We start from the raw sequence: 26,228 nt of genomic DNA, 5'->3' as shown, positions 1-26,228 counted from the left end.
TGCGCCCCCACCCTCTTTCGTCTTGTCAAGGCGTCTTTCCAGCCTTGACAAGACGAAAGAGGGTGGGATAATTGGCGCAACCGGGGGTTCCCCCAAGCACAACACCAACCCTCAACTATGACCAAGACCCTCTTCATCAACCTCAACACCCTTACGGGGCCGGGCATCAGCATCGGGAAAGACCCACCTCTTGTACCCATACCACCGAAACGCCATAGCGATCAACGTTCCAATGATCTGAGCACTGGCAAAGTCCGCGATCTCCTCAAAAACCCGACTGACATGCGGCTCCTGCAAGTCGAACAAGTACCGCGACACGTACAACGGCAACGAGTTCAACGCGATACCAACACCGTTGATCAGGAAGAACAGCAGCGCCTCGTGGTGCCGCTCTCGCCCCCCTCGGGTCCGGAACGACCACTCCCGGTTCAGCACGTACGACACGATCGTCGCCACCAAAGTAGCGATGATCTTCGCTGTCACCGGCTTGTCGACGAGCACGGTCGTCTTCAACCCGAAGAAGATGGCCGTGTCGATCACGAAGCAGGTGCCGCCCACCACCGCGAACTTCAACAACTCGCGGTGCTTCAGGGCCAGTGAGCGGATCGGCTCCGGGAACCGGAGGACCATGTTTTCGACTACGGACACCCAAGCAGTGTACGGAGATCAGCTTAAAGCGCAGGTCAGGCGACCTCGCGGTCCTCGTCTTCGGTGACTACCCGCAGTCGCCTGGTCGCTCGGACGGCATCTCCGCGCGCGTCGGCTTCCGGGAAGACCCACTTCTTCATGGCCCAGTACTTGAAGGCCGTGGCGATCAGCATGCCGATGATCGATCCGCTGACGAAGTCCGCCACTTCCTCCGTGACCAGCGAGACCGCCGGGAACTGGAGCCCGAACAGGTGCCGCGACACGTACAGCGGCAGCAGGTTCAGGCCCACCGACACACCGCTCACGAGGAAGAACAGCGCGGCTTCGTGGTGACGTTCGCGACCCCCGCGGGTGTGGAACGACCACTCGCGGCTCAGGACGTACGACGCGATGACCGCCACCAGGATGCCGATGGCCTTGGCCGTGACGACCTTCTCCTGGAGCACGGTCAGCTTCAAGGCGTACCAGACGCCGTTGTCCACGAGGAACGTCGTTCCGCCGACGACCGCGAACCTGATCAGCTCGCGGTGCTTGTTGAGCAGGAAGCGGAGCGGTTCCGGCAGTCGGGCCATGGCCCTGCGTACGGCTGGCAGCACCAGCGCAGTTTACGGATGCGTGATCAACTGACTACGGAGGGGTCGGGCAGTAGCCCGGCAGGAGTTCCCCGAGCAGCGGCGGCCACCACGGCGGCAACGGCTGGCACGACGGCGTCGTCGGCGGAACCGTCGTCGTGGGCGGCGTCGTCGTCGGGGCCGGAGTCTCCACCGGCGGAGACGGCACGGTGGGTTCCGGCGTAGTCGTTGTCGTAGTAGTCGTCCCGGCAGGCGGCGTAGTCGTAGTCGTTGTCGTCGGCGGAACCGTCGTGGTCGTAGTCGTCGGCGGCACCGTGGTCGTAGTCGTCACCGGCGGCAAGACCACCGGCGGCACCACCGGCGGCTCGACACCGGGGATCAACGACACCGGCACGTCAACCGACTTCGTCGCACTGCCGAGCGTCGCCGTGAACCGCACGGTCCCACCCCGGTACGGCAGCCCGAACGCCCACACGGACATCCGGTACGTGCCGTCGCGCTGGAGGTCGGCGCGGCACTCGACGCGGTGGTGCGTCACCGCGCACCCCGCGTACGGCGCGACCAGGACGATGCTGTCGTCGGTCGAGATCGTCAGGGTCAGCGGCCCGGCGTTCGTCCCCGTGTTGCGCACGGTCACGTCCAGGCGCGGGTCCCAGAACACCTCGTGCCACTTGGTCACCGTCAACGCCAGGTCGTCGCGCACGGGCTGGACGTCGACCGACACCGTCACCTGCACGGTCAGGGTCGTGCCCGCCGACACGGTGCCGGTGATGACCCCGCCGGTCGCCGTGGTGTCGGCCTGGAGGTTGAACACGAACGTCGCCGTGCCGCCGGGCGCGATGCCCTGCGTGGTCGAGCAGGTGACCGTGCCGGTGCCCGCCGGACAGGTGACCGACTGCTCCGTCGCACCGTCCAACGCCAGCACCCGCGCGCCAGCGAACGAGCCGACGGGCCCGACCGAGCGCACGCCGGGCGGCAGCGCCAACGCCGTGCTGGCCGGGTCCGACACCGACTCGCCGGTGTTGCGGATCGTGATCGGCAGTGCCTTCGGGGCCTCACCGGGGACGAGCGAGAACCCGCTGGGCACCGTCGGCACCAACGTGGCAGGCGTCGGCGCGGGCGGGTCGGCTGGAACAGAAGGAGCAGGAGAAGCCGGCGTCGGCGACGGCGGATCCGGCTGCGGCGCCTGCGCGGGCGGCGGCACGACCGGCGGCACCACCGCGGGCGGCACGACAGCAGGCGGCACCACAGCGGGCGGCACCACAGGCGCGGGCTGCGACGTCGCCACAGGCGGCGGCTCGGCGATCGCGGGCGTGCTGTCCCCACCACCGGCCGTCAACCCGATCGCCATGGCCACGGCCAACGCCGCCCCGGACGCGGCCACCCCGAACAACTGCCGGGGCAACGACCCGAGCGCACCCGCCGCACCACCAGCTCCCGCCGCACCCACGACGGCCGTCGTGGCAACGGCCTTGCCCGCCCCGGCGGCGACCAGGTACCCGGTCGCCCCGAGCCCCAGCACCAGCGGCGCGATGACCGCGCGCAGCGATCCGTTCACGTCGGCGAGCTCGGCGGCCAGCGCGCGGCACCGGTCGCACTCGTCGAGGTGCGCCTCCACCTGCGTCGTCTCGCGCTTGGACAGCCCGCCGCGCACCCACGCGCCGAGCTTGTCGACGGTCGCGCGACACCGGTCGGACGTGGTCTCGGTGAGGTGGACCTGGAGGTACGCCTGGCGCAGGCCTTCACGGGCCCGGTAGGCGAGCGCGGAGACGCCGTTGGCGGTCAGGCCGAGCAGCGGGGCGACCTCGGCGGGCGACTGGCCCTCGATCTCGGTGTGCCACAGCACGGTCTGCCAGCGTTCGGGCAGCCGGGCGAACGCCTGCGCGGCCATCGACCGCTCCAGGCCCGCGACGGCGGTGTCGCTGAACGGCACGCTCACCGCGTCGGCGGGCACGCCGGACACGGCGGAGACGTCGTCGGACAGCTCCACCTTCTTGTCGCGGCGCGTCTTGTCGTAGGCGGTGTGCCGCAGCGCGGTCAACAAGTAGGCGCGAAAGGCTGAATCCGGACCGCGTCCACCACGGAGAGTGTCCAGGACTTTTGCAAACGCCTCGGACACCAGATCATCTGCCTCGGCAGAGGAACGCGTGAGCTGGCGGGCCAGGTTGTAGGCCGCCGAAACGTGGCGTTCGTACAGCTCGCCGTACGCTTCGATCTTCCCGCCGCGCACGGAGCCGATCAGCTCCGCGTCGCTCGGTCCCTGGACGTCAGCAGGAACGGTCGCCACGTATTTCCTCCCTCGCAGCGGTCAGTGTGACTCACGACGTCGCTCACCGTCACCTCAAGCCCCCCGACTGGTTGGGTGAAATCCCGTCACGACGGCCCGCCCGCCGCGTCCCGTGGTAGTGAACCGACCGGGAGGGGAGACAACCCACGTGGGTGTCGCACAGGCGGAACGCGTCTTGAAGTCCAGGTGGCGGACGGCCAGCCTGGCCGCGGGCTGGGCTTTTCCCGGCGATTGGCCGTTGCGGGAGGTCGACGACGTCTGCGCGGCCATGCTCGACACGGCGGACCCCGACGAGGCGCTGGTGCGGCTCGGCCGGGCTCGCGCGGAGGCGGGCGCGGGCCTCGACGAGACCCTGCTCGACCTGGCCGCGCTGCACGCCGTGCTGGACGGCGACCACGGCATGGTGTCGCCGAACATCGACGCGCTGCCCGCCCGGATGCTCCGGTTGACCGCCTCGGGGTGGGCCGACGTGCTCACCGAGGAGGCGAACGACCGCGGCGCCGAGGACCCGCTCACGGGCCTGGCGACGCGCGGCTACCTGCGCACCCGGCTGGCCGAGCTGTACCGCGAGACCCCGACGCCCGACGACCACTACGCGCTCGTCCTGGTCGGCCTCGACCTGACCCGCGCCACCGGCTGGTCGCGCGTGGTCGCCATGACCCTGCTGTCCGACGTGCTGCGGGTCGTCTTCGACGGCGGCGAGACCCTGGCCACGGTCGGCCCGTCGGTCGCCGCCGTGCTGACCCGCCGCGACGCCGCGCTCGGCAGGCGGATCTCGAACCTGCGCGTGCTGGCCGCCGACCGCCTCGCCGTCGACCCGCACGTAAGACCCACCGGCCCCGCCAAGGTCTGGTCGGAGCACCTCCCCGCGACCCACCACGACGTGTGCGCGCTGATCGCCGCGCTGGCCAGGTGACACCACTCGCGGGGGCGAGACCGCCGGGGCGCTGAACCCCTGTCCAGCACCCTCCCTTGCCGGAACGCCCGTCGCTCCCCGGAGCGGCGGGCGTTCGCGGTTCCGACGCCTTCGACGCCCGCGGGTTGCTCCCCCGAGGCGGACGTCACCAGGTCCACTACTTCACTAGTGAAAGGTGTTACCTTGGTGGCCGCCGACCGAGGGGAGAGGGACAATGACCTGGCGAGAACCGCCTGACCAGGCGATTCCGGTCATCGCCGAAGGCTTGGGCAAGAAGTACCGCCGAGGGTGGGCGTTGCGGGACACGTCGCTGGTGGTCCCGCGGAACCGGATCGTGGCCCTCGTCGGCCCGAACGGCGCGGGTAAGAGCACGTTGATGGGGCTCGTCACCGGGTTGCTGCGCCCGACGACCGGCGAGATCGCCGTCTTCGGCGACCGCCCGGCGGGCAAGGGCCTGCACCCCGCGGTCTCCTACCTGGCCCAGCAGAAGCCGCTGTACCAGCAGCTCACCGTGGCCGAGACGATGCTGCTCGGCGCGCGGTCCAACCCGACCTGGGACGACGGCTACGCGCGGCGCCTGGTCGAGCAGGCCGCGGTGCCGCCGACCGCGAAGGTCGGCACCCTGTCCGGCGGCCAGCGCACCCGCGTCGCGCTGGCGTTGGCGCTGGGCAAGCGCCCGCGCCTGCTGCTGCTCGACGAGCCGTTGGCCGACCTGGACCCGCTGGCCCGCGAGACCGTGCTGAGCTCGCTGGTCGCCGAGACGAGGGCGCAGGGCATCACCGTGGTGCTGTCCTCGCACGTGCTGGCGGAACTGGAAGGCGTGTGCGACCACCTCGTGCTGCTGCACAAGGGCCGCGTCCTGCTCGCGGGGGACGTCGACCGGCTCGGCGCCAACGGCACCCCGCTCGGCGAACTGGCGCTGAACCGCATGCGCGAAGCGGCACGGGAGGACGCGGCATGATCTGGGTCGCCTGGCGGTTGCACCGCCTCCAACTGATCACCCTGCTCGTCCTCCTGGTCGTCGGCGCGGTCGCGGTCGTCCTGCTGCGGTCGGCCATGCTCGACGACATCGCCGCCCTGCGGATCGCCGACTGCGTGACGAACACGGGCCGGGCGTGCCAGGCCTCCGAGGCCGTCGGGGACTTCAGGGTCGAGTGGCTCACCCCGCTCAACCTGGGGCAGGGCGCGATCCTCAGCCTGCCCGCGATGATCGGCGTCTTCATCGGCGCCCCGCTGTTCGCCAGGGAGTTGGAGCAGGGCACCCACGTCCTGGCCTTCACCCAGTCGGTGAGCCGCACCCGGTGGATGGTCGGCAAGCTCCTGGTCGCGGCAGTGCCCGCGGTGGTCGTGCTGATCGCGGCGCAGCAGCTGGTCCGGTGGTGGCTGTCGGCGGCCGGGAACCTGGGGCCGCTGGTCAACGGGCCGTTCCACGTCCTGAACATCGGGATCGAGAACGCCTCGCCGGTGGGCTACGCGCTGTTCGCCTTCGCGCTCGGCACGTTCCTCGGCGTGGTGTCCCGCCGCACCCTGGTGGCGATGACCGGGGGGCTCGCCGCGTTCATCGTCGTGCGCTTCGCCCTGTTCGACCTGCCCGGCCACCTGGTTCCCGTGCGGCACCTGGAGACCGACGCGGGCGGGAGCCTCGCCGAGAGCCAGGGCGTCTCCCTGGTGATCGACAAGGGGTGGCTGGACGCCGCCGGGCAGCGGGTCCCCGACGACCGGGTCGGCGCGCTGATCCAGGCCTGCAAGCCGACCGGGACGCAGGACGAGTTCCTGGCGTGCCTGCCGCGGTCCGGGCTCGTCGAGAAGTACGCGGACTTCGTGCCGGAGAGCCAGGCGTGGCAGGTGCACCTGGTCGACGCGGCCGTCTTCGGTGGACTGGCGGTCCTGCTGCTGGTGGGCACCGGCTGGGTGCTGCGGCGGCAGAGCTGACCTCGGTGGAGGCCCCTGAACAGCGGGAGCACCTATGCTGGCCGACGTGATCGAGTTCCGGATCGACCGGCGCTCCGGGGTCTCCACCTACATGCAGATCATCCAGCAGGTCCGACAGGCCATGCGACTGGGACTGCTGAACCCCGGCGACCGGCTGCCCTCAGCGCGGGAGGTGGTGGAGGCGACCGCCGTCAACCCCAACACCGTGCTCAAGGCGTACCGCGAGCTGGAACGGGAAGGACTCGTGGAGGCGCGCCGCGGCCTGGGGACGTTCGTGACGAAGTCGCTGTCCTCCGAGGCCACCACCGGCGACGACGCGCCGCTGCGGCAGGAGCTGACCGGCTGGATGGGCCGCGCCCACGCGGGCGGCCTGGTGGTCGAGGACGTCGACGCCCTGTACTCCGCGGTCCGCGACGAGCACTACCCCGCCGAGGAGCGATCGTGACCCCCTTGACCGCCACGGCACTGAGCAAGCGGTACCGAAATCGCTGGGCCGTCCGTGACTGCACGTTCGCCGTCCCCGAGGGCAAGGTCGTCGCCCTCGTCGGCCCGAACGGCGCGGGCAAGAGCACCCTGCTCGGCATGGCCGCGGGCCTCGTCCGTCCGACGTCCGGCGAGCTGAGCGCGTTCGGCACGCCCGTCCGCGGCGAGATCCACCCGGACGTCTCGTTCCTGGCGCAGCACCGGTCGCTGCACGCCGGTCTCACGGTGCGCGAGTTGACGCGGGTCGTCGGGGCGATGAACGACCGCTGGTCCGCCGACCGGGTCGACGAGGTGCTCGGCCTGCTGGCGGGCGTGGACCGGGACGCGAAGGTCGGCACCCTGTCCGCGGGCGCCCGGACCCAGGTGGCCATCGCGCTGGCACTGGGTCGGCTGCCCCGGCTGCTGCTCCTGGACGAGCCGCTGTCGGACCTGGACCCGCTGGCCCGCGACGAGACGCTGCGGATCGTCATGACCGAGGTCGCCGACCGCGGCACCACGGTGGTGATGTCCTCGCACCTGCTCAGCGACCTGCGCGAGGTGTGCGACCACCTGCTGCTCGTCGACGAGGGCCGGGTCCAGGTCGACGGCGACATCGACGAAGTCCTGGCAGGGCACCGGATCCTGGTCGGCCCCGCCGCGGAAGAGTCCACTGTGGAGGGTTCTCTGGTCAGCGCGACCCGCACGGAACGCCAGTCCACGTTGCTGCTGCGCGGGAACGAGTCGACGCCCGCGGGCTGGGTGGGCGCCGAGCCCGACCTGGAGTCCCTGGTCATGGGCTACCTGCGGGCCTCCCGCGAACGCCGGTTGGCGGATCGCCGCGGGTAGTCGTCCCGAAGTCCTCGAACGCCCGTCGCTCCTCGGAGCGGCGGGCGTTCGTCGTCGCGGGGCTTGACACCCGGACAAGTGATCCACTTAGCTAGTGTCTTAGTTGAGTGACACAATTCAGGGAGGGTGGCGTGGTCGAGTTCCGCATCGACAAGGCCAGCGGCCTCCCGGCGTACCTCCAGCTCGCCCGGCAGGTCCGCGAGGCGCTCCGGCTCGGCTGGCTGAAGCCCGGCGACCGGCTGCCGACCGTGCGCGACGTCGTCGCCACCAGCGGCGTGAACGCGAACACCGTGCTCAAGGCGTACCGCGAGCTGGAACGCGCGGGCCTGCTGGAAGCGCGGCAGGGCTCGGGGACGTTCGTGAAGGCCGCGCTGGGATCGGTGGACCCCGCGGTGATGGAGCGGCTGCGCGCCGGGCTCGTCGACTGGGTGGACGGGGCGCGCGCCGCCGGACTGGAGAACGAGGACATCGACGCGCTGGTCGGGTCGGTGCTCGCCGAGGGGGAGACATGACGGCTGTGGTGGACACCGCGGGCATCGCCGTGCGGGGGCTGGGCAAGAGGTACCGGAGGTCGGTGGCGTTGCACGACTGCACGTTCGACCTGCCCGCGGGCCGGGTCGCCGCGCTGGTGGGCGCGAACGGCGCGGGCAAGACGACGCTGCTGACCGTCCTTTCCGGACTGCTGCGCCCGGACGAGGGGGAGTTCGCGCTGCGGCCCGGCGAACGGGTCGCGTTCGTGTCGCAGGAGAAGCCGGTGTACCGGTCGTTCACGCCGAGGGCGATGCTCCAGCTGGGCGCGCGGCTGAACCTGGCGTGGGACCAGACGCGGGCGCAGGCGTGGTTGAAGCGCTTCGACATCCCGATGGACCGCCGGTGCGGAGCGCTGTCCGGCGGGCAGCGCACGCAGGTGGCGCTGGCCGTGGCGATCGGCTCCCGGCCGACGCTGCTGCTGCTCGACGAGCCGCTGTCGGACCTGGACCCGTTGGCGCGCACGGAGGTCATGCGGGAACTGCTCGGCGAGGTCGCCGAGTCGGGGACGACGGTGGTGCTGTCGACGCACATCGTGACCGAGCTGGCGGGGGTCGCCGACCACCTGTTGTTGTTGGCGCACGGGAAGCTGCTCGTCGGCGGCGACCTGGACGAGCTGCTGGCCGCGCACGTGATGGTGGTGGGGCCTCGGGCAGAGACGCCGCCCGTGGCGGGGGAAGTGTTGTGGGACAAGCACTTGGACGGCCAGTCGCTGTTCCTGGTGAAGGTGTCGTCGCCGCCCGCGGTGTCCGCGCCGTGGGTGGTGCGGCCGGTGACGTTGGAGGACTACGTGCTGGCGCAGCTGTCGGTCACGCGCAAGGGGGAGTCGGCATGACCACGGTGACGCGGGCGAAGGTGACCTTCGCCGACCTGCTGTGGGTGGCGTGGCGCAGGCACCGCACGCTGATCCTCGCCACGACCGCGCTGACGGCCGTCGCCGTGCTGGGCATGGTGCGGACGATCGACGCGTCGGAGACCGGGCCGACCGGGCTCATCGGCGTCTACTTCCGGCTGTTCTGGCAGCCCCAGGAGGTCAACCTGGTGTTCGGGGCGGCGATCGCGGTGTTCTGGGGAGCGCCGCTGGTGGCCCGCGAGCACGAGGCCCGCACCAGCCTGGTGGCGTGGGGGCAGGACGTCCCGGCCACCCGCTGGCTGACCGGCCAGGTGGCGCTGCTCGGAGGACTGGCGAGCTGCCTCGCCGCGGCGGTGTGGCTGACCGAGCGGTACCTGACCGGCCGGATCCACGAGGTGAGCAACGGCGCCTTCTACGAGCCGTTCACCTCCTGGTTCGAGGTCTCCCCGCAGCTCCAGATCGGCTACGCGCTGTTCGGCCTCGCCGTCGGCGTGGCGGCGAGCGTCCTGGTCCGGCGGACCATGCCCGCGATGGGGATCGCGCTGGTCGTGTTCGGCGTGGCACGGGTCGGGGTGATCAGGTGGGCTCGGCCGTACCTCGTGCCGCCGGTGCACACGTTCGAGCCGTTCGGCAACGAGTACAAGTTCCAGGTCCCCGACTACGCGATGTACGTCTCCAGCGGGTACGCCGACGCGAACGGCGTGCCGCTCGCCTACCAGGAGAGCTGGAACTGCGGCCGCGTCGGGTCCGTGGAGAACTTCGAGTGCGTCAAGGCCCACGGGGTGGCAGGCCACTACGCCGACTTCCAGCCGCTCGAACGCCTCGGGCTGTTCCAGTGGATCGAGACCGGGATCTTCGTGGTCCCCGCGGCCGGGCTGCTGGTGCTGGCCTGGTGGTGGCTCGGGCGGGCCCGTCGGGTGTAGCCGGTGTCGGGAGTCCACGTTTGTGCAGGTAGAGTGACCGTCCCGTGGACTCCCGTACCGGCCTTCCCGTCGTTGGCATGATCGGTGGCGGCCAGCTCGCCCGCATGACCCACCAGGCGGCCATCCCGCTCGGCCAGTCGTTGCGCGTGCTCGCCGTCTCCGACTCCGATCCCGCCGCGCTCGTCGCGCGCGACGTCGTGCTCGGCTCGCACACCGACCTGGACGCGCTGCGCGCGTTCGCCGAGGGCTGCGAAGTGGTCACGTTCGACCACGAGCACGTGCCCGGTGAGCACCTGCGGGCGCTGGTCGCCGAGGGGGTGAAGGTGCACCCCGGCCCGGACGCGCTGATCCACGCGCAGGACAAGCTGGTGATGCGCCGCAAGCTCTCCGCCATGGGGCTGCCGGTGCCGCCGTTCGCCGAGGTCACCGCCCCCGCCGACGCCCTGTCGTTCGGCGCGGAGCACGGCTGGCCGTGCGTGCTCAAGGCCGTGCGCGGCGGGTACGACGGCAAGGGCGTGTGGATGCTGAACACGCCGCACAGCGCGCGGACCGTCGTGGAGGAACTGCTGGCCGCCGGCACGCCGTTGATGGTCGAGCAGTGCGTGCCGATGCGCCGCGAGCTGGCCGCGCTGGTGGCGCGGTCGCCGTTCGGCCAGGGCGCGGCGTGGCCGCTGGTGGAGACCGTGCAGTCGGACGGCATCTGCGTCGAGGTGCTGGCACCGGCCCCGGACGTCGCCCCCGGTGTGGCCGAGGCCGCGCAGGAGCTGGCGCTGAAGGTCGCCGAGGAGCTGGGCGTCGTCGGGCTGCTGGCCGTGGAGCTGTTCGAGACCGCGGATGGCGTCGTGGTGAACGAGCTGGCCATGCGCCCGCACAACTCCGGCCACTGGACCATCGAGGGCTCGCGCACCTCGCAGTTCGAGCAGCACCTGCGGGCCGTGCTCGACTACCCCCTCGGCGTGACCGACCTGGCTGCCCCCGCCGTCGTGATGGCGAACGTCCTCGGCGCTGAGGAAGCCCCGAAGATGGGCCCCGACGAGCGGCTGCACCACCTGTTCGCCCGGTTCCCCGACGCGCACGTGCACCTGTACGGCAAGGCGGAGCGGCCGGGCCGCAAGATCGGCCACGTGACGCTGCTCGGGGAGCGGATGGACGACGTGCGCGACCGGGCGAAGCTCGCCGCGCACTGGCTCTCCGACGGCGTGTGGCTGGACGGGTACGACATCCACGGAGGGCAGCAGCAGTGACGCACGTTGGCGTGATCATGGGAAGCGACTCGGACTGGCCGGTGATGAAGGCCGCCGCCGAGGCGCTCGCCGAGTTCGACGTGCCGTACGAGGTCAGCGTGGTGTCGGCGCACCGGACGCCGCAGCGGATGATCGACTACGCGCGGTCGGCGGCCGGTCGCGGCCTCAAGGCGATCATCGCGGGTGCGGGCGGCGCGGCCCACCTGCCCGGCATGGTCGCCTCGACGACCGTGCTGCCGGTCATCGGCGTCCCGGTGCCGCTGAAGTACCTGGACGGCATGGACTCGCTGCTGTCGATCGTGCAGATGCCCGCGGGCATCCCGGTCGCCACGATGGCCGTCGGCGGCGCGCGCAACGCGGGCCTGCTGGCCGTGCGCATCCTCGCCGCGTCGGACCCGGCGTTGCAGGAGCGGATCGCCCGGTTCCAGGCCGACCTGGAGCAGATGGTGCTGGACAAGGACGCGGCGCTGCAGAAGTCGCTCTGACCATCCCCGCGCGGGTGCCTTCCCCGAAGTGGTGAAAGGCACCCGTGCGCGGGTATGTGAACGCGGGCTAACATCGACCCAGTAGGCCCTACTGGGAGGTAACAAGTGGACCCGAGCTTCGGCACGTACCAGCTCGCCGAGGAGCACGACGCGCTGCGCGAGGCCGTCCGCTCGCTCGCCGACAAGGAGATCGCGCCCCACGCGGCCGACGTCGACGAGAACGAGCGCTTCCCGGTCGAGGCCCTCGACGCGCTGGTCAAGTCCGGTTTCGCCGCCGTGCACGTGCCCGAGGAGTACGACGGCCAAGGCGCGGACTCGGTGGCCACCTGCATCGTGATCGAGGAGGTCGCGCGGGTCTGCGCGTCGTCGTCGCTGATCCCGGCGGTCAACAAGCTGGGCACGATGCCGATCCTGCTGTCCGCGTCGGACGAGCTGAAGCAGCTCGTCATGCCGTCCATCGCCTCCGGCGAGGCCATGGCGTCCTACGCGCTGAGCGAGCGCGAGGCCGGGTCGGACACGGCGTCCATGCGCACCCGCGCGGTGCTGGACGGCGACCACTGGGTCCTCAACGGCACGAAGTGCTGGATCACCAACGCCGGCGAGTCGACCTGGTACACCGTCATGGCGGTCACCGACCCCAAGGCGGAGAAGAAGTCCAACGGCATCTCGGCGTTCGTGGTCCACAAGGACGACCCCGGCTTCACCGTGGGCTCGAAGGAGCGCAAGCTCGGCATCAAGGGCTCACCCACCCGTGAGATCCACTTCGAGAACTGCACCATCCCGGCGAACCGCATCATCGGCGAACCCGGCACGGGCTTGAAGACCGCCCTCCGCACCCTCGACCACACCCGCCCGACCATCGGCGCGCAGGCCGTCGGCATCGCGCAGGGCGCACTGGAAGCCGCCATCGCGTACGTCAAGGACCGCAAGCAGTTCGGCAAGGCGATCGCCGAGTTCCAGGGCGTCCAGTTCATGCTGGCCGACATGGCGATGAAGGTCGAGGCCGCCCGCCACATGGTCTACGTGGCCGCCGCGAAGGCCGAACGCGGCGAACCGAACATCGGCTTCATCACCGCCGCAGCCAAGTGCTACGCCTCCGACGTCGCCATGGAGGTCACCACCGACGCCGTGCAGCTGTTCGGCGGCGCGGGCTACACCCGCGACTTCCCGGTGGAGCGCATGATGCGCGACGCCAAGATCACCCAGATCTACGAGGGCACGAACCAGATCCAGCGCGTCGTCATGTCCCGCGCGCTGCTCAGGGGCTAGTTCGACGGTGTCGCACGACGGCCCGGAGGCGGTTCGCCTCCGGGCCGTTCTGTTGTCCGGCAACGGGTTGTGAGCAGGGGCACAGTGGCGGGTTCTTGCCTTCGGCGCAAACGCTTGCTGAATGCTGACAGCGTTTCGACAGCTTGGAATCGACCGAAACGGTGTTTGGATTCCCTAGAGTGTCGTTCAAATACGAACGAATCTTCGGGGAGTGGGAAGCATGGAGCGCGTGCGGGACCTGGCGGCACTGATCGGGCGACTGGGCGTGGGCGCGGTGTTCATCGCGCACGGCTGGCAGAAGTTCTTCGAGTACGGCCTGGACGGCACCGCGGCGTCGTTCGTGCAGATGGGAGTGCCCGCGGCCACGCCTTCGGCCTGGTACGCGGCTGTCGTGGAGCTGGTGGCGGGCGCGTTGCTGCTGGTCGGGTTCGCCCTGCCGGTGGCCGGGGTGCTGCTGGCGCTGGACATGGCGGGCGCGCTGCTGATCGTGCACCTGCCGAACGGGATGCTGGCCCCCAACGGGTACGAGCTGGTGCTGGTGCTCGGGGTGGCCGCGTTGGCGCTGGGCTTCAACGGTGGCGCGTACTCGCTGGACCGGGTGTTCAGGAAGACGCCGGAACCCGTGTCGGTCTGAGGCGGTGCCGTGGGGGCGGCCGAAGCCCCCACGGCTAACGTCCGCGTCCATGGACAGCCGGATCAGGTCGCTGCTGCCGACCCTCGTGGTCGACCTCGTGCTGCCGATCGGCGGCTACTACCTGCTGCGCCAGTTCGGCGTGGACGAGTGGATCGCGCTCGCCGCGGGCGGTGTGGTGTCGGGGCTCGTGCTGGTGGCCGGGATCGTGCGGAGCCGCCGGGTCGACGGGACCGCCGTCTTCATGCTCGGGCTGTTCGCGTTCGGGCTGCTGACGCTGCTCCTCACCGGCGACGAGCGGTTCGCCATCGCCAAGGACTCGCTGATCAGCCTCGTGCTGGGGCTGCTGTTCCTGGGGTCGCTGCTCACCGCGCGGCCCCTGCTGCTCGTGCTGGTGGCGAAGACCGCGCCCGCGGTCGTGGAGCGGTACGAGGACTCACCCGCGGTGCGGCGGACCGTCCGGTTCGCCACGCTCCTGTGGGGTGCGGGTCTGCTGGCCGACGCCGCACTGCGGGTGGTCCTCGTCTACGCGTTGCCGGTCGACGTGATGGTGGTCGGCTCGCCGTTGCTCACCGTGCTGGTGGTCGCCGTCCTGATCGTCGTGACCCGCTGGTACGGCAAGCGGCAGCGCGACTAGACCGAGAAACCGCCGTCGACGCTGAGCGCGGCCCCCGTGGTGAACCACGACTCGGGCCCGGCCAGCCAGCCGACGGTGGCGGCGATGTCGTCCGGCGCGGCGTAGCGCCCCACGGGGGTGAGGCCGCGGACGACGTCGGCGTTCGGGCCGTCCGCCGGGTTCGCGTCGGTGTCGGTCGGGCCGGGGTGGACGAGGTTCACCGTGATGCCCCTCGGGCCCAGTTCGCGGGCCAACCCCTTCGTCAGGCCGACGAGCGCGGTCTTGCTCATCGAGTACAGGCTGAAACCGGGGAACACCACGCGTTCCGCCATGTTGCTGCCGATGCTGATGATCCGCCCGCCGTCCCGCAGGTGCCGCGCCGCCGCCCGCGCGGCCACGTACGGCGCCCGCACGTTCACCGCCATCGTCCGGTCGAACTCCTCCGGTCTCAGGTCCTCGACCGGGCCGACCGCGAACACGCCCGCGTTGTTCACCAGCACGTCCAACCCGCCGAACGCCGCGACGGTCTCCTCCACCGCGCCCGTCACGGCGTCCACGTCCGCGCTGTCGGCCCGCAGGGCCAGTCCACGGCGACCCTCCGCCTCGACGCGGCCGACCACCGCGGCCGCGTTCTCCTTGTCGTGCAAGTAGGTCAGCACCACGTCGGCGCCTTCCCGCGCCAGCCGCACGGCCACCGCGGCGCCGATGCCCCGGCTGCCCCCGGTGACCAGTGCGACCTTGCCCTCGATCCTGTTCATGGGACGAGCCTGGCCGACGCGGAAGTCGTTGTCCGGCGGGAAAACGACGTCAGGGTCAGGCCGCGCCGCCCAGTTCCACGGTCGTCTTCTCGCTGATCCGCCTGGCGGGCAGCAGGTCCGCGTTCACGTTGCTGCACTGCACCAGCGACCCGCCGCCCGCGAGCACGGCGAGCAGGCCGTTGAGCAGCCCGTCCGGCTGGTTCCACTCCACGGTCGACAGCACCCGCGTGTCCAGGCCGATGCCGAGGACCTCCGCGCGGGTGCGGGCTTCCGCGACGACGTCGTCCACAGTGGACTTCCCGAGCGCCGGGGTGTCGCCGGGCGTCGGGCCGTACGGGGTGAAGTCGTCGCCGTACACCCGGACGTCGTCGAGGAAGTCGACCGCGCCGTCCAACTCCTGGCCGCGCAGGCCGAGGCCCATCGGGTGCAGCGAGGCGACGGCGACCACGTCCGCGCCCGGAGCGGTGCCGTCGGGCGCCACGAACGCCACCTTGGCGCCGCTCGGGTCGTCCGTCACGGTCGCGCCCGCCCACCACGCGCCGAGCAGCACGCCCGCCGTCTGCCAGTGCGCGGGCAGCAGCACGGCCACCCGGTCGCCGGGCTCGACGTCGTGCTCGTCGCGCAGCCAGTTCGCGGTCTTCGCGGCCCAGTTGGCGATGGTGGCGCGCGACAGCTCGACCCGTGAGCCGTCCGCGTCGTCGTAGTGGGTGATCAGAGGTCGCCCCGGCCCGGCGGCCAGCAGCGGCGCGAACAGAGCTTCGGTGACGCTCACGGTGGTGCGGCTCCTAGTCGACGCAAGGGACTTCCGGCTGGGCGGCGCGGTGCGCGCCGTCCAGACCGACCACCTTGCCACCCGCCATCCGGTGCGGGGGGCTCGGGGGCGTGCTGGGCACCAGCGTGGGCCCGAGCAGCTGCCCGACGAACGCCTTCACGGCCGCCACGTCGACCTTCACGATGCTCTGCCCGCGCTCGTTGCGGGCGTCGATGTCCACGACCGGGATGGTGGCGAACTCGACCGTGCCGCCCGCGATGCCCTTGGCCTGCTGGGCGAGCGTCACGAGGTCCAGCTTCTCGTCCACCACGATCGACTTGGTCACCGCGTCCAGCAGCCCGGACAGCTTGGCCTGGTCGGTGAACGTCCCCGCCGACAGCAGCTCCGTCACGGCCGAGGACAGGAACACCTGCTGCCGCCGGATCCGGCCGAGGTCGCCGCCGGGCAGGTTGCGCTGCCGCACGAACGCCAGCGCGTCGCCGCCGGTCACCCGCTGCCGCCCCGCGCCGAAGTTCGCGCCGGACGCCGGGTCGCTGGTGCCCGCGTTCAGGCACACCTCGACGCCGCCGATCACCTGCGTGAGCAGGTAGAAGCCGTAGAGGTTGATCTCCGCGTAGTTGTCGACGCGCACGCCGGTGAGGTCCTGCACGACCTGCACGAGCACCCGCCGCCCGGCCTGGTCGCCCTGCTTCTCCAGCTCGGCGCGGTCGGTGACGCCCTCGCCCTCCAACCGGCGGATCGTGGCGTACTTCGTCAGGCCGTACGCCCCGTTGATCTTGTCCTCGCCGACGTCCGGGATCGGCACGTACGTGTCGCGCGGGATCGAGATCGCCGTGGCCTTCCCGCCGCCGTGCGGGATGCGCAGCACGATGAGCGTGTCGGTGTTCACGCCGTCGGCCGCCTCGGTGCGCAACTGCCGCAACACGCTGGGGGGCAACGTGTTCCCCTGCGCGTCGGTGCGGCTGTCGCTGCCGACGAGCAGGATGTCCGTCGCCCCGTCCATCATCGGCGGCGCGTTCGGCACGTCCGACAGCACGCTCAGCACGTCGGTGGTGTTGACGCTCTCCTGCACCCGCTTGAGCGTCGCCCAGCCGTACCCGGCGCCCGCGAGCACCGACGCCGACAGCACGGCGACGAGCACGCGCGCGACCACGGCAAGGGCAGCCCTCAAGGCGTCCTCCTCAGCGGGGGGTGGTGAGCACCAAGGCTAACCACGCGACGGCCTCCGACGTGGCCGTATTCACTGATACGGACGCGTCAGTTCACGCAGACGAGGCCGCCCGCGGTGATCGCCGGAGGCGCCGAGGGCGTGGTCGACGGCGAGCCGGGGACCGACGTGCCCGGCGTGCCCGCGGGGTCCGACCGGTCCTCGGTCGGGGTGTAGTCGGCGCCGACGTAGACCGCGACCTGGTTCCTGGTCAGCGATCCGTCCTCCTCGACGGTGGCGTCGCCGAACTCCTTCGCGAGCTTCTCCGCGACGGCCTTGTCGCCGGGGGCGTAGTGGACGACGCTGGACTCCAGCAGCGTGTCGGCGGTGCCCGGCTGGCCGCGCAGGTAACCCTTGGTGGCCAACGAGTCCAGCACGGTCGCGGCGAGCTTCGCGGTGCCGGAGGCGTTGTACACGTTCACGGTGACCTGGCTGTTGGGCGTGACCGGCAGGTTCGACGACGAGGTGCTCGGCGACTGCGTCTCGTCGGTCGCCAGGTTCTTGATGAAGTTCTTCACCTTGGCCGGGTCGACCTGGAGCACGTTGCCGTCGCCGTAGGTGTCCATCGTGTCGCCGACCGGGATGGTGCGGAACTCGATGTTGCCGCTCACCAGGCCCTGCATCTGCTCGGCGAACGTCGCGATGTCCCAGCCCTGGCTCAGCACCACGGACTTCTGCACCGCCGCGACGAGGTTGTCGAGCTGGGTGATGTTGGTCAGCATCCCGGTCGACAGGACCTTCTTCGCCAGCGCGCCGATGAACACCTGCTGCCGGGCGATCCGGTCCAGGTCGCCGCCGGGCAGGCCCTCGCGCTGCCGCACGAACGACAGCGCCATCGCGCCCTCGATCGTCTGCGGGCCCGCGACGAAGTTGGCTCCGGACTTGTAGTCGCTGGTGGCCTGGTTCACGCAGACCTCGACACCGCCGATGGCCTTGGTGACCTCGTAGAAGCTGGCCAGGTTCACCTCGGCGTACCGGTCGATCGTCACCGAGTTGCCGGTGAGGTTCTCGATGGTCTTGATGAGGGTCTTGCGGCCCGCCGTCGTGGACTCGGTGTTGATCTTGGCCTGGTCGGTCTCGCCCTTCGCGGCCATCTCCTCCGCGACGGTGTTCTTCTGCCGGGCGAACGCCGAGTTGAGCTTGTGCTTGCCGAAGCCGTCCGCGATCTCCACGTACGAGTCGCGCGGGAACGAGAACGCGCGGGCGCGGGTCCCGTCGACCGGGATGTGCACGAGGATCATCGTGTCGGTGTTCATCTCGCCGTCGGCGACACCGCCGCTGAGGAGGTCGAGCACCTCGGGCGCGAGCGGGTTGCCCTGCGCGTCGACGCGGCTGTCGATGCCGACCATGAGGATGTCGACCGCGCCGTCGAGCGGCTTGCGTCCGACGCCGCCCGGCTCCTCGCCCGCCTGGGCGGAGATGACGTCGGTCGTGGTCGTGCCCTGGTCGAGCGTGCGCAGGAAGCTCCAGCCGTACCAGGTGACCACGATCACAGCCGCGGACAGCAGGGCCAGCAGCGAACGCCCGGTGATGAGCAGTGCTCGGAGCGTGGTCGAACGCCGAGGTGCGGGGGTCGCGACAACCCGGATAGGTCCTGGTTGCTCGCTCGCCAGTGGCGGTCTGCCCTCCACGAGTGGTGCCTCCCCCGTGCGCGGTGCTCTGAAGCAAAGATTAATGGGCCAGGTGCCATGGGCGCTGGTTGTTCTTCTTATACGGGAGACGCTGTAACAACCTGGTGGGTTGCACGCTTTACTAGGTGACTCACTGCGACGGTTACACCGGTGTAAAGGACTTGGACATGCGCGTTCTGGTGACAGGTGGGGCGGGTTTCATCGGCTCCAACTACGTCCGGGAGTTGCTCGGTGGCGGCTACCCGGCCTTCGCCGACGCCGAGGTCGTCGTGCTCGACAAGCTGACCTACGCGGGCAACGAGGAGAACCTCGCCCCCGTGGCGGGCAGCGACCGGTACCGGTTCGTCCAGGGCGACATCTGCGACCCGACCGCCGTCGCCAAGGTGATGGAGGGCGCCGACGTCGTCGTGCACTTCGCGGCCGAGTCGCATGTGGACCGGTCGATCAGCGGATCCGCCGACTTCGTGCTCACGAACGTGCTGGGCACGCAGACCCTGTTGCAGGGCGCGCTGGACGCGGGCGTCGGCAAGTTCGTCCACGTCTCCACGGACGAGGTCTACGGGTCGATCGACGAGGGCTCCTGGCCCGAGACCCACCCGTTGGAGCCGAATTCGCCCTACTCGGCGTCCAAGGCGTCCTCGGACCTGCTGGCGCGGGCGTTCCACCGCACGCACGGCCTGCCGGTCAGCATCACCCGGTGCTCGAACAACTACGGTCCGTACCAGTTCCCGGAGAAGGTGCTGCCGCTGTTCGTCACGAACCTGATGGACGGCGGGAAGGTGCCGCTCTACGGCGACGGCCTCAACGTCCGCGACTGGCTGCACGTGGACGACCACTGCCGCGGCATCCAGCTCGTCGCCGAGGCCGGCCGTCCCGGCGAGGTCTACAACATCGGCGGCGGCACCGAGCTGACCAACCGCGAGCTGACCGAGCTGCTGCTGGCCGCGATGGACGCCGACTGGTCGTCGGTCGAGATGGTGACCGACCGCAAGGGCCACGACCGCCGCTACTCGGTCGACATCACCAAGATCAGCGCCGAGCTGGGCTACGCGCCCCAGGTCGACTTCGCCGAGGGCCTCGCGAGCACCGTGGCGTGGTACCGCGAGAACCGCGCGTGGTGGGAGAAGCTCAAGGCTCGGGCGAACGGCTGATGGCGCTCGCACTCCTCGTGCCCGGCGGTCGCGGCCAGCTCGGCCGCGACCTCGTCGCCGCCACCCCGCGCGACGGCATGGCGCACGCGCCCTCCTCGGCGGAGCTGGACCTCACCGACGCCGAGTGCGTCGCCGACGCGGTCGCGACGTTCGCGGCGAGCGCCCGCGACGGCGGGCTGCGGCCCGTGGTCGTCAACGCCGCCGCCTACACCGCCGTCGACCAGGCGGAGACCGACGAGGACCGGGCGTTCGCGGTGAACGCGCTCGGCCCCGAACGGCTCGCGGTCGAGTGCGCGCGCCACGACGTCCCGCTGCTGCACGTGTCGACGGACTACGTGTTCCCCGGCGACGGCGACCGGCCGTACGAGCCGTCCGACGAGACCGGGCCGCGGTCCGCGTACGGGCGCACGAAGCTGGCCGGCGAGCAGCGCGTCCTGGCTTCCGGCAAGCGTTCCTGGGTCGTGCGCACCGCGTGGGCCTACGGCGCGCACGGCGGCAACTTCGTGAAGACCATGGCGCGCTTGGAGAAGGAGCGCGACACGGTGTCCGTTGTGGACGACCAGCACGGCTCGCCCACGTGGACGCTGGACCTCGCCGCGGGACTGGTGGAGCTGGCGGACCTCGTGACGACCCGGCGCGAGCCCGCCGGGCGCGTGCTGCACGGCACCGGTGGCGGGCAGACCACCTGGTACGCGTTCACCCGCGCCATCTTCGAGGAGCTGGGCGCCGATCCCGGCCGGGTGCGCCCGTGCCCGTCGACGGAGTACCCGCGACCGGCCCCGCGGCCCGCGTACTCGGTGCTGTCCGGGAAGTCCTGGGCCGACGCCGGGCTCACGCCGCTGCGCCCGTGGCGGCAAGCGCTTTCAGCGGCGTTCGCGGCGGGTCTGCTCGGACCGGTCGTGATCTAGCCGAGACCCGTCCGAGACCGCACCGTGAACCACGTGTCCGGTTCGCACGTATGCCCCCCTGTAACCGGCTTCAGCAGGCGAGCAGGGGAGTGGTCACGTGCGTCATGGTGTGGACTCGGATGTGTTCGGCAAGACCGCGCACAGCCCGTCCTTCTTCGAGCTGGCGCGCAAAATGGGCGACGGCGCCCAGCACATGGTCGACTTCTGCATCCCGTGCAACCCGTACTTCCCGACCCCGCAGATGTTCGCGTCCCTCGCCGACAACCTCGAAGGCATCCTGAAGTTCTACCCGAGCAGCACCGACGCCATCGCGGGCCAGCTCGCCAGGACGCTGCGCCTCAACCCCGCCACGATCGCGATGTCCAACGGCTCCACCGAGATCATCACTTGGATCGACCACCTGTGGATCAAGGAGAGCGTGGCGATCCCGATCCCCACGTTCGGCCGGTGGACCGACCAGCCCATGGAGACCGGCAAGCGCGTCGACATGTTCCCGTTGCAGGAGAGCGAGGGCTTCGAGCTCAACATCGACGCCTACCTGAAGTTCATCCGCGCCCGCGGCTCGAAGGTCGCGGTGCTGTGCAACCCGAACAACCCCGACGGCGGCTACCTGCCGCGCCGGGAGATCATCCGGTTCATGGACGAACTGGCCGATCTGGACCTGGTCATCATCGACGAGTCGTTCATCGACTTCGTCGAGGTCGAGCGCAACCCGTCCGTCGTCAGCGAGGCCATGATCAGGCCCAACGTCGTGGTGCTCAAGAGCCTCGGCAAGAACTTCGGCCTCCACGGCGTCCGCTTCGGCTACCTCGTCGCGAACCCCGCGCTCGCCAAGCGCATGGCGACCACCCTGCCCAAGTGGAACCTCAACTCGCTCGCCGAGGCGTTCGTGTTCATGCTCGGCGACCACCTCGACGAGTACGGCGAGAGCCTGGTCAAGCTGTCCATGGACCGCTACCGCATGGGCATGGAGCTGTCCCGCCTGCCGGAACTCCAGGTGTACCCGTCCCAGGCGAACTTCCTGCTGGTCAAGCTCGCCCCGGACGTCGACGGCGTCGAACTGCGCGACTACCTGCTCCACAAGCAGCAGGTCTTCATCCGCGAGTGCGGCAACAAGCTCGGCATGAGCGGCCAGTTCGTCAGGCTGGTCGTCCGCCCCGAGGCCGACGTGGACCGCCTGGTCTCCGGCATCCGCAGCTTCGGCAACTCCCGCTGGGAGATGGAACGCCCGTCGCTGGTGTCCTAGGCGTCCTGCCACTCCACGCACGACGGCCGCTGCGCCGTCAGCAGGAACTCCTTCAGCGCCGCCGCCAGGACGCCCACCTGGACGCCGCTGCCCGCCGGGTAGTCGACGTACTCCGAGGCGTACACCGGGGAGGCGTCGTCGCCGATCAGGGTCGAGTAGTCCTGGTCCGGGTCGGCGTAGGTGAGGTAGCCGTAGCCGCCGCTCACGGCCGCCGCGACGTCGTGGTCCGGGATCTTGACCTCGCCGGGGGCGCCCAGGAGGCCCTCGGCGTCGGGGATGAGGGCGCGTTCCTGGTGCTCGATCACCGCCGCGCCCGCGCCGGGTTCGGCCAGCCTGGCCAGCAGCGCGTCGACCTCTTCGGGGGTCGTCACGGTCATCTGCTCACCGGACTCGTCCGCGTCCTGGACGGACCACACGGCGTTGAAGCTCATTCGAGGGCCTTCTCTTCGCTAGTCGACGAGGCGGAATGGATGCTCTCAGTGAACGACCCGGTCCGCAAACGGCCCAGGCTTGCGCCGATGGGGTGGTGACGGTCCGGAGGACTGGATAACGCTGCGCGCTTGCGAGAACCTTTTCAGATGTCCGACCACGGGCGGGTTCCCGCACCCTCCACCCGCAGCCAGGACGGCGACCGCCGCCGCTTCCTCCGCTGCGTCGCCGCCGTGACCGGTTCGCGGCAGGTCACGTGGAGCACGATCACCGGTTCGCGCGACGACGCGGACGACCAATCGCCCCGTCGCTAGCGGTCTACCGGCCCGCCGCGCGGTGGTACGCGGCGAGGGTGGTCTCGGCGCAGCGGCGCCAGGTGTACTCGGAGGCGTGCGTCCGGCGAGCGGCCTGGGCCGTCGCGTTCGGTGGGGTCTCCACGGCGGCGAACATGGCGTGCGCCAGCGCGTCGGCGTCGCCGACCGGCACGAGCTGGGCGTGCCCGCCCGAGACCTCGCGCAGCGCCGGGACGTCCGAGCAGACGACCGGCACGTTGCACGCCAGCGCCTCCAGCACGGGCAGGCCGAAACCCTCGTCGCGCGACGGCAGCACCAGCGCCGAGGCGCCCGCCACAACGCTGCGCAGGTCCACGTCCGCCAGGTAGCCGGTGCGGATCACCCGACCGTCCACTCCGGACTGACGGGGACCGGCGAGCACGAGCGGTGGCAACGAGGTGTCGCCCGCGTGGGCCTTCAACAACGTCTCCAGGCCCTTGCGCGGCCCGCCCGCTCCCACGAACAGCAGGTACTGCGACGGCAGCCCCAGTCGGGCGCGCAGGGCGTCGTTCGGCGGCCGGGACGCGAACCACGCCGGGTCGACGCCGAGCGGGGTCACCACGATCCGGTCCGGCGCGATGCCCAGCCGCTCCTCGACCGTGCGCGCGACGGCCTGGGTCGGGGTGCAGACGACGTCGGCGCGCTGGGCGGACTGGCGGACCAGCTCCGGCAGCCGCGCGTCGGAGGCGGGCAGGTCGCCCGGCGACGCCAGGAACGCGAGGTCGTGGATCGTCACGACGCCACCGGCCCGGATCGCGGGCGGCAGCACGAAGTTGGTGGCGTGCATGACGTCGGTGAACCCGGTCAGCAGCTCGACCGGCGGGAACTTCGAGCGCAGCCAGAACTGGCGGAGCAGCCGGGCGGACACGGGCAGGCCGCGGGCCTGGACGCCGTGCGGCAGGACCGTGCGCAGGGCGCGCCAGCCCCGCAGGGTGAACGCGACGGCGCGCACGTCGACCTCGTCCGGCATGGACGCGAGCTCCTCGGCCAGCGCGGAGGTGTACCGGCCGATGCCCGTGCGGTGGCCGAGCAGCGGCGTGCCGTCGAGCAGCACCCTCAGCGGCTTAGGCATGGGGTCCACCGCGGAGTTTCTTGAGCACCCGCCCGGTCGCGCGCTTGGCCAATTCCGTCGGTCCTCCCTGGTCGAGGTATTCGCGGACGAGCTTCACGTCGCGGCGCACCTTCGCGCCGGTGGTCAACGGGGTGTTGCGGACGAGCGGCGCGTTGCCCGGCAGGCGGTCGGTGGCGGGGCGCGGGTCGCGGCAGAACTCCACCAGCGGCGCGAGCACCACCTCCCAGGTGAACCGCTCGCGCACCACGGCGATGCGGTCGCGGCAGCCCGCCGCGAACTCCTCGTCGTACAGCACCTTCTCCAGCGCCAGCGCCAGCGCGGCGGGGTCCTCCGACGGGACCACCACGCCCAGCCCCTCGCGCTCCACCAGTTCGGCGAACGAGTCGCCGTCGGTCGTCACGATCGGCAGCCCGGACCACAGGTAGTCCAGCACCCTGGTGCGGAACGCGAACGTCGTCTCGACGTGCTCGTAGTGCGTGGTGACGCCGCAGTCCGCGTCCAGCAGCCAGTTCTGCCGCTCGTGGTAGGGCACCCACGTCTCGTTGAAGAACACCGACGAGCCCACGAGGTCCAGCCGCTGGGCCAACGCGCGCGTCCGGCCCGCGATGTCCATGTCCGGCACCTCGGGGTTCGGGTGCTTCATGCCGAGGAAGAACAGCTTGAGGTCGGGGTGGTCGTCCCGCAGCCGGTGCACGGCGTGCAGCAGGGTCAGCGGGTCGAACCAGCTGTACACGCCACCGGCCCAGATCACGACCTTGTCGGCGCCGGAGATGCCCGGCACGACGTCCTTGATGGCGGGCGCGGTGCGCTGCGGGGGCTTGCCCGGCAGGCCGAACGGGACGACCGACAGCAGCGACCGGACCGTGGGGTCGTTGTCGTACAGCGTCGGCGTGAGCCTGCCGATCGCGGCCAGGTGGCCGAGCCAGAAGTGCCGCTGCCGCTCGGACGCGCAGAGGAAGAAGTCGCCGCGCTTCAACTGGTTCGTGAGCACGCGGGTGACGCCGACGACGTCCAGCGCCCGCTGCTCGTCGGTCTCGTCCTTGCCCTGCTCCAGCAGCTCCAGGTGCATCGGGTCGTAGACGTCGCACACCACGACCTTCGTGGACCCCGCCCGTTTCAGTTCGGGCACCAGCTCCAGCACGTGGCCTTGGAGCACGATCACGTCGGCCCACGCGATGTGCGGAGCCAGGTCGCGGGGCTTCGAGCCGGACACGGCGAACGGGGCGTCCGGCGGCGCGCACAGCGGGTTCACCGTGACCAGGTGGACCTCGTGCTCGCCCGCCAGCACGTCGGCCATGTTCCACGCCCGGATGGCGGGACCGGCCATCTTGGCCGACAGCGCGTCGCCGGTGATGATCAGGATCCGCCGCGGCCTGCCGAACACCTCGTCCAGCGCGAACACGTCGACCAGGACGTCGTGCGCGGCGAGGTAGCGCGGCAAGGGGTACGCGGGCTCCATCGCCTTGCGCATCAACGTGACCAGGTCGCGGTCGCTGCGCACCCGCTTGGCCTGCTCGACCTTCCGCGACTCCCGCAACGACGGCATCAGCTCGACGAACTGGTCGATCGCCAGGAACCCGGCCAGCGCCTTGCGGTCCACCGGCACCGGGGCCAGGTCGTCGGCCGGGTCGGACGGCCTGCGGGTGATCTCCAGCTGCGTGGCGTCGATCTCGCCGCGCGCGGTGGCCCGGCGGACCACCAGTGCGAGCGCGGCGGGCAGCACCTTGGCCAGCGTCTCGTCGGAGAAGTTCTTGTACAGCGCGGCGAGCGCGTTGCGCTCCAGCAGGTACAGCTCGCGGCTGTGGTCGATCGAGGACATCGACGCGTGGTGCTTGTGGAACGTCAGCGACGCGGGCTCGTAGCGGACCCGCCAGCCGCGCAGGTTCATCCGCCAGCCGAGGTCGACGTCCTCGTAGAACATGAAGAACCGCTCGTCGAACCCGCCGAGCGACTTGTACACCGAGGTGCGGACGAACAGCGCCGACCCGGTGCCGAACAGGACGTCGCGCGGGGTGTCGTGGCTGCCGTCGTCCGGCTGCCCGGCGTGCCGCTTGTAGCCCATGCCGAACCACGTGAGCCCGCCGTCGACGAAGTCGACGTCCGTCCCGTCCCAGTCCAGCACCTTGCTCGCCACCGCGCCCACGGTCGGCTCGGCCTGGAGCACCCGCACGGCCGCCCGCACCCACTCCGGGTGCGGCCGGGCGTCGTTGTTCAGGAACGCGAGCACCGACCCCGTGGCGGAGGACACACCCAGGTTGCAGCCACCCGCGAAGCCCAGGTTCGTCGGCGACTCCACGACGGTCGCGGACGGCACGGCGGCCCGGATCCGCTCGGCGCTGCCGTCACCGGACGCGTTGTCCACGACGACGACCTCGAGCTTGTCCGCCGGGTACGACAGGTCGGCCAACGCGCGCAGGCACGTGATGGTGTCCTCGGCGCCGCGGTAGTTCACCACGACCACGGATACGACGGGCAGCACCATCACTCTCCTCGCTCCACGACGGGTGTGC

27 protein-coding genes are annotated in these 26,228 nt (G+C 70.9%); 17 read left to right on the top strand and 10 right to left on the bottom strand.

All coding sequences use genetic code 11. From position 1 onward, the window contains the following. Positions 1–111: 111 nt before the first annotated feature. From ACFWW9_RS25805 to ACFWW9_RS25795, 3 genes are read right to left on the bottom strand one after another with little or no spacing between them, the layout of a single operon-like run. Positions 112–648 carry a GtrA family protein gene (locus tag ACFWW9_RS25805; protein WP_390382988.1) on the bottom strand — a complete coding sequence of 179 codons (537 nt, stop codon included), beginning with the start codon at positions 646–648 and terminating at the stop codon, positions 112–114. Positions 649–683: 35 nt separating this feature from the next. Then, positions 684–1,241, bottom strand: coding sequence for a GtrA family protein (locus ACFWW9_RS25800; RefSeq protein WP_390382997.1), 558 nt, complete (start codon positions 1,239–1,241; stop codon positions 684–686). 34 nt (positions 1,242–1,275) lie between these two features. Next, positions 1,276–3,507 (bottom strand): sigma-70 family RNA polymerase sigma factor, encoded by a 2,232-nt coding sequence (locus tag ACFWW9_RS25795; RefSeq protein ID WP_390382985.1) that lies wholly within the window; start codon positions 3,505–3,507, stop codon positions 1,276–1,278. A gap of 148 nt (positions 3,508–3,655) precedes the next feature. Here ACFWW9_RS25795 and ACFWW9_RS25790 point away from each other — a divergent pair, with 148 nt between their 5' ends. The 13 genes from ACFWW9_RS25790 to ACFWW9_RS25730 all read left to right on the top strand — a co-directional run bounded on the left by ACFWW9_RS25790 (position 3,656) and on the right by ACFWW9_RS25730 (position 14,233). Further along, positions 3,656–4,423 (top strand): GGDEF domain-containing protein, encoded by a 768-nt coding sequence (locus ACFWW9_RS25790; protein ID WP_390382982.1) that lies wholly within the window; start codon positions 3,656–3,658, stop codon positions 4,421–4,423. Positions 4,424–4,637: 214 nt separating this feature from the next. Continuing rightward, positions 4,638–5,384: an ABC transporter ATP-binding protein gene (locus tag ACFWW9_RS25785; RefSeq protein ID WP_390382979.1), complete on the top strand. Its 747-nt coding sequence runs from the start codon at positions 4,638–4,640 to the stop codon at positions 5,382–5,384. Then, a complete protein-coding gene (locus ACFWW9_RS25780) occupies positions 5,381–6,355 on the top strand; it encodes an ABC transporter permease subunit (protein ID WP_390382977.1) in 975 nt (324 codons plus the stop codon). The genes ACFWW9_RS25785 and ACFWW9_RS25780 overlap by 4 nt, the downstream gene beginning before the upstream one ends. A gap of 46 nt (positions 6,356–6,401) precedes the next feature. Further along, complete coding sequence (locus ACFWW9_RS25775) at positions 6,402–6,800, top strand: GntR family transcriptional regulator (protein WP_390382994.1); 399 nt, start codon at positions 6,402–6,404, stop codon at positions 6,798–6,800. Then, on the top strand, positions 6,797–7,663 hold the full coding sequence (locus ACFWW9_RS25770) for an ATP-binding cassette domain-containing protein (protein WP_390382974.1): 867 nt from the start codon (positions 6,797–6,799) through the stop codon (positions 7,661–7,663). The genes ACFWW9_RS25775 and ACFWW9_RS25770 overlap by 4 nt, the downstream gene beginning before the upstream one ends. Positions 7,664–7,794: 131 nt before the next feature. Next, positions 7,795–8,175, top strand: coding sequence for a GntR family transcriptional regulator (locus tag ACFWW9_RS25765; protein WP_390382971.1), 381 nt, complete (start codon positions 7,795–7,797; stop codon positions 8,173–8,175). Next, positions 8,172–9,026, top strand: coding sequence for an ABC transporter ATP-binding protein (locus ACFWW9_RS25760; RefSeq protein ID WP_390382968.1), 855 nt, complete (start codon positions 8,172–8,174; stop codon positions 9,024–9,026). Before ACFWW9_RS25765 ends, ACFWW9_RS25760 begins: the two co-directional genes overlap by 4 nt. After that, complete coding sequence (locus ACFWW9_RS25755; protein ID WP_390382965.1) at positions 9,023–9,967, top strand: hypothetical protein; 945 nt, start codon at positions 9,023–9,025, stop codon at positions 9,965–9,967. The genes ACFWW9_RS25760 and ACFWW9_RS25755 overlap by 4 nt, the downstream gene beginning before the upstream one ends. A gap of 44 nt (positions 9,968–10,011) precedes the next feature. Further along, positions 10,012–11,211 carry a 5-(carboxyamino)imidazole ribonucleotide synthase gene (locus ACFWW9_RS25750; RefSeq protein ID WP_390382962.1) on the top strand — a complete coding sequence of 400 codons (1,200 nt, stop codon included), beginning with the start codon at positions 10,012–10,014 and terminating at the stop codon, positions 11,209–11,211. A 17-nt stretch (positions 11,212–11,228) separates the two neighbouring features. Further along, positions 11,229–11,696 carry a 5-(carboxyamino)imidazole ribonucleotide mutase gene (purE, locus tag ACFWW9_RS25745; RefSeq protein ID WP_390382959.1) on the top strand — a complete coding sequence of 156 codons (468 nt, stop codon included), beginning with the start codon at positions 11,229–11,231 and terminating at the stop codon, positions 11,694–11,696. A 105-nt stretch (positions 11,697–11,801) separates the two neighbouring features. Beyond that, positions 11,802–12,965, top strand: coding sequence for an acyl-CoA dehydrogenase (locus ACFWW9_RS25740; protein WP_390382956.1), 1,164 nt, complete (start codon positions 11,802–11,804; stop codon positions 12,963–12,965). A gap of 220 nt (positions 12,966–13,185) precedes the next feature. Next, entirely contained in the window at positions 13,186–13,599 is a 414-nt protein-coding gene (locus ACFWW9_RS25735; RefSeq protein WP_390382953.1) for a DoxX family protein, read from the top strand. 49 nt (positions 13,600–13,648) lie between these two features. Next, positions 13,649–14,233: a VC0807 family protein gene (locus tag ACFWW9_RS25730; RefSeq protein WP_390382950.1), complete on the top strand. Its 585-nt coding sequence runs from the start codon at positions 13,649–13,651 to the stop codon at positions 14,231–14,233. Here ACFWW9_RS25730 and ACFWW9_RS25725 read toward each other — a convergent pair. From ACFWW9_RS25725 to ACFWW9_RS25710, 4 genes are all read right to left on the bottom strand, one after another. Continuing rightward, complete coding sequence (locus ACFWW9_RS25725) at positions 14,230–14,970, bottom strand: SDR family NAD(P)-dependent oxidoreductase (protein WP_390382946.1); 741 nt, start codon at positions 14,968–14,970, stop codon at positions 14,230–14,232. The two genes, ACFWW9_RS25730 and ACFWW9_RS25725, sit on opposite strands and share 4 nt — an antisense overlap. 55 nt (positions 14,971–15,025) lie before the next feature. Continuing rightward, positions 15,026–15,742 carry a TIGR03089 family protein gene (locus tag ACFWW9_RS25720; protein WP_390382943.1) on the bottom strand — a complete coding sequence of 239 codons (717 nt, stop codon included), beginning with the start codon at positions 15,740–15,742 and terminating at the stop codon, positions 15,026–15,028. Positions 15,743–15,755: 13 nt separating this feature from the next. Then, positions 15,756–16,913, bottom strand: a complete 1,158-nt coding sequence (locus tag ACFWW9_RS25715; RefSeq protein WP_390382940.1) for an LCP family protein — start codon at positions 16,911–16,913, stop codon at positions 15,756–15,758. Positions 16,914–16,999: 86 nt separating this feature from the next. Further along, positions 17,000–18,442: an LCP family protein gene (locus ACFWW9_RS25710; protein ID WP_390382937.1), complete on the bottom strand. Its 1,443-nt coding sequence runs from the start codon at positions 18,440–18,442 to the stop codon at positions 17,000–17,002. A 305-nt stretch (positions 18,443–18,747) separates the two neighbouring features. Between ACFWW9_RS25710 and rfbB the strand changes: the two genes are divergently transcribed. The 3 genes from rfbB to ACFWW9_RS25695 all read left to right on the top strand — a co-directional run bounded on the left by rfbB (position 18,748) and on the right by ACFWW9_RS25695 (position 21,885). Then, on the top strand, positions 18,748–19,731 hold the full coding sequence (gene rfbB / locus ACFWW9_RS25705; RefSeq protein ID WP_390382935.1) for a dTDP-glucose 4,6-dehydratase: 984 nt from the start codon (positions 18,748–18,750) through the stop codon (positions 19,729–19,731). Next, positions 19,731–20,639: a dTDP-4-dehydrorhamnose reductase gene (gene rfbD, locus ACFWW9_RS25700; protein WP_390382932.1), complete on the top strand. Its 909-nt coding sequence runs from the start codon at positions 19,731–19,733 to the stop codon at positions 20,637–20,639. Before rfbB ends, rfbD begins: the two co-directional genes overlap by 1 nt. A 97-nt stretch (positions 20,640–20,736) precedes the next feature. Then, on the top strand, positions 20,737–21,885 hold the full coding sequence (locus tag ACFWW9_RS25695) for a pyridoxal phosphate-dependent aminotransferase (protein WP_390382929.1): 1,149 nt from the start codon (positions 20,737–20,739) through the stop codon (positions 21,883–21,885). On the opposite strand, the gene ACFWW9_RS25690 is transcribed toward ACFWW9_RS25695, so the two are convergent. Further along, positions 21,882–22,316, bottom strand: coding sequence for an Imm1 family immunity protein (locus tag ACFWW9_RS25690; protein ID WP_390382926.1), 435 nt, complete (start codon positions 22,314–22,316; stop codon positions 21,882–21,884). The genes ACFWW9_RS25695 and ACFWW9_RS25690 overlap by 4 nt on opposite strands. Before the next feature lie 147 nt (positions 22,317–22,463). Here ACFWW9_RS25690 and ACFWW9_RS25685 point away from each other — a divergent pair, with 147 nt between their 5' ends. Continuing rightward, complete coding sequence (locus ACFWW9_RS25685; protein ID WP_390382923.1) at positions 22,464–22,628, top strand: hypothetical protein; 165 nt, start codon at positions 22,464–22,466, stop codon at positions 22,626–22,628. 4 nt (positions 22,629–22,632) lie between these two features. Here the strand turns inward: ACFWW9_RS25685 and ACFWW9_RS25680 are convergent, their stop codons facing one another. Both ACFWW9_RS25680 and ACFWW9_RS25675 read right to left on the bottom strand, forming a co-directional pair. After that, positions 22,633–23,718: a glycosyltransferase family 4 protein gene (locus tag ACFWW9_RS25680; protein ID WP_390382921.1), complete on the bottom strand. Its 1,086-nt coding sequence runs from the start codon at positions 23,716–23,718 to the stop codon at positions 22,633–22,635. Beyond that, a complete protein-coding gene (locus ACFWW9_RS25675) occupies positions 23,711–26,197 on the bottom strand; it encodes a glycosyltransferase (protein WP_390382918.1) in 2,487 nt (828 codons plus the stop codon). The genes ACFWW9_RS25680 and ACFWW9_RS25675 overlap by 8 nt, the downstream gene beginning before the upstream one ends. Between the last annotated feature and the right edge of the window lie 31 nt (positions 26,198–26,228).

This window comes from Umezawaea sp. NPDC059074 (genome assembly GCF_042738955.1).
Classification (GTDB): domain Bacteria; phylum Actinomycetota; class Actinomycetes; order Mycobacteriales; family Pseudonocardiaceae; genus Umezawaea.
The sequence above is the reverse complement of the archived record's forward strand: the minus strand, read 5'-3'. Positions and strand labels throughout refer to the sequence as shown.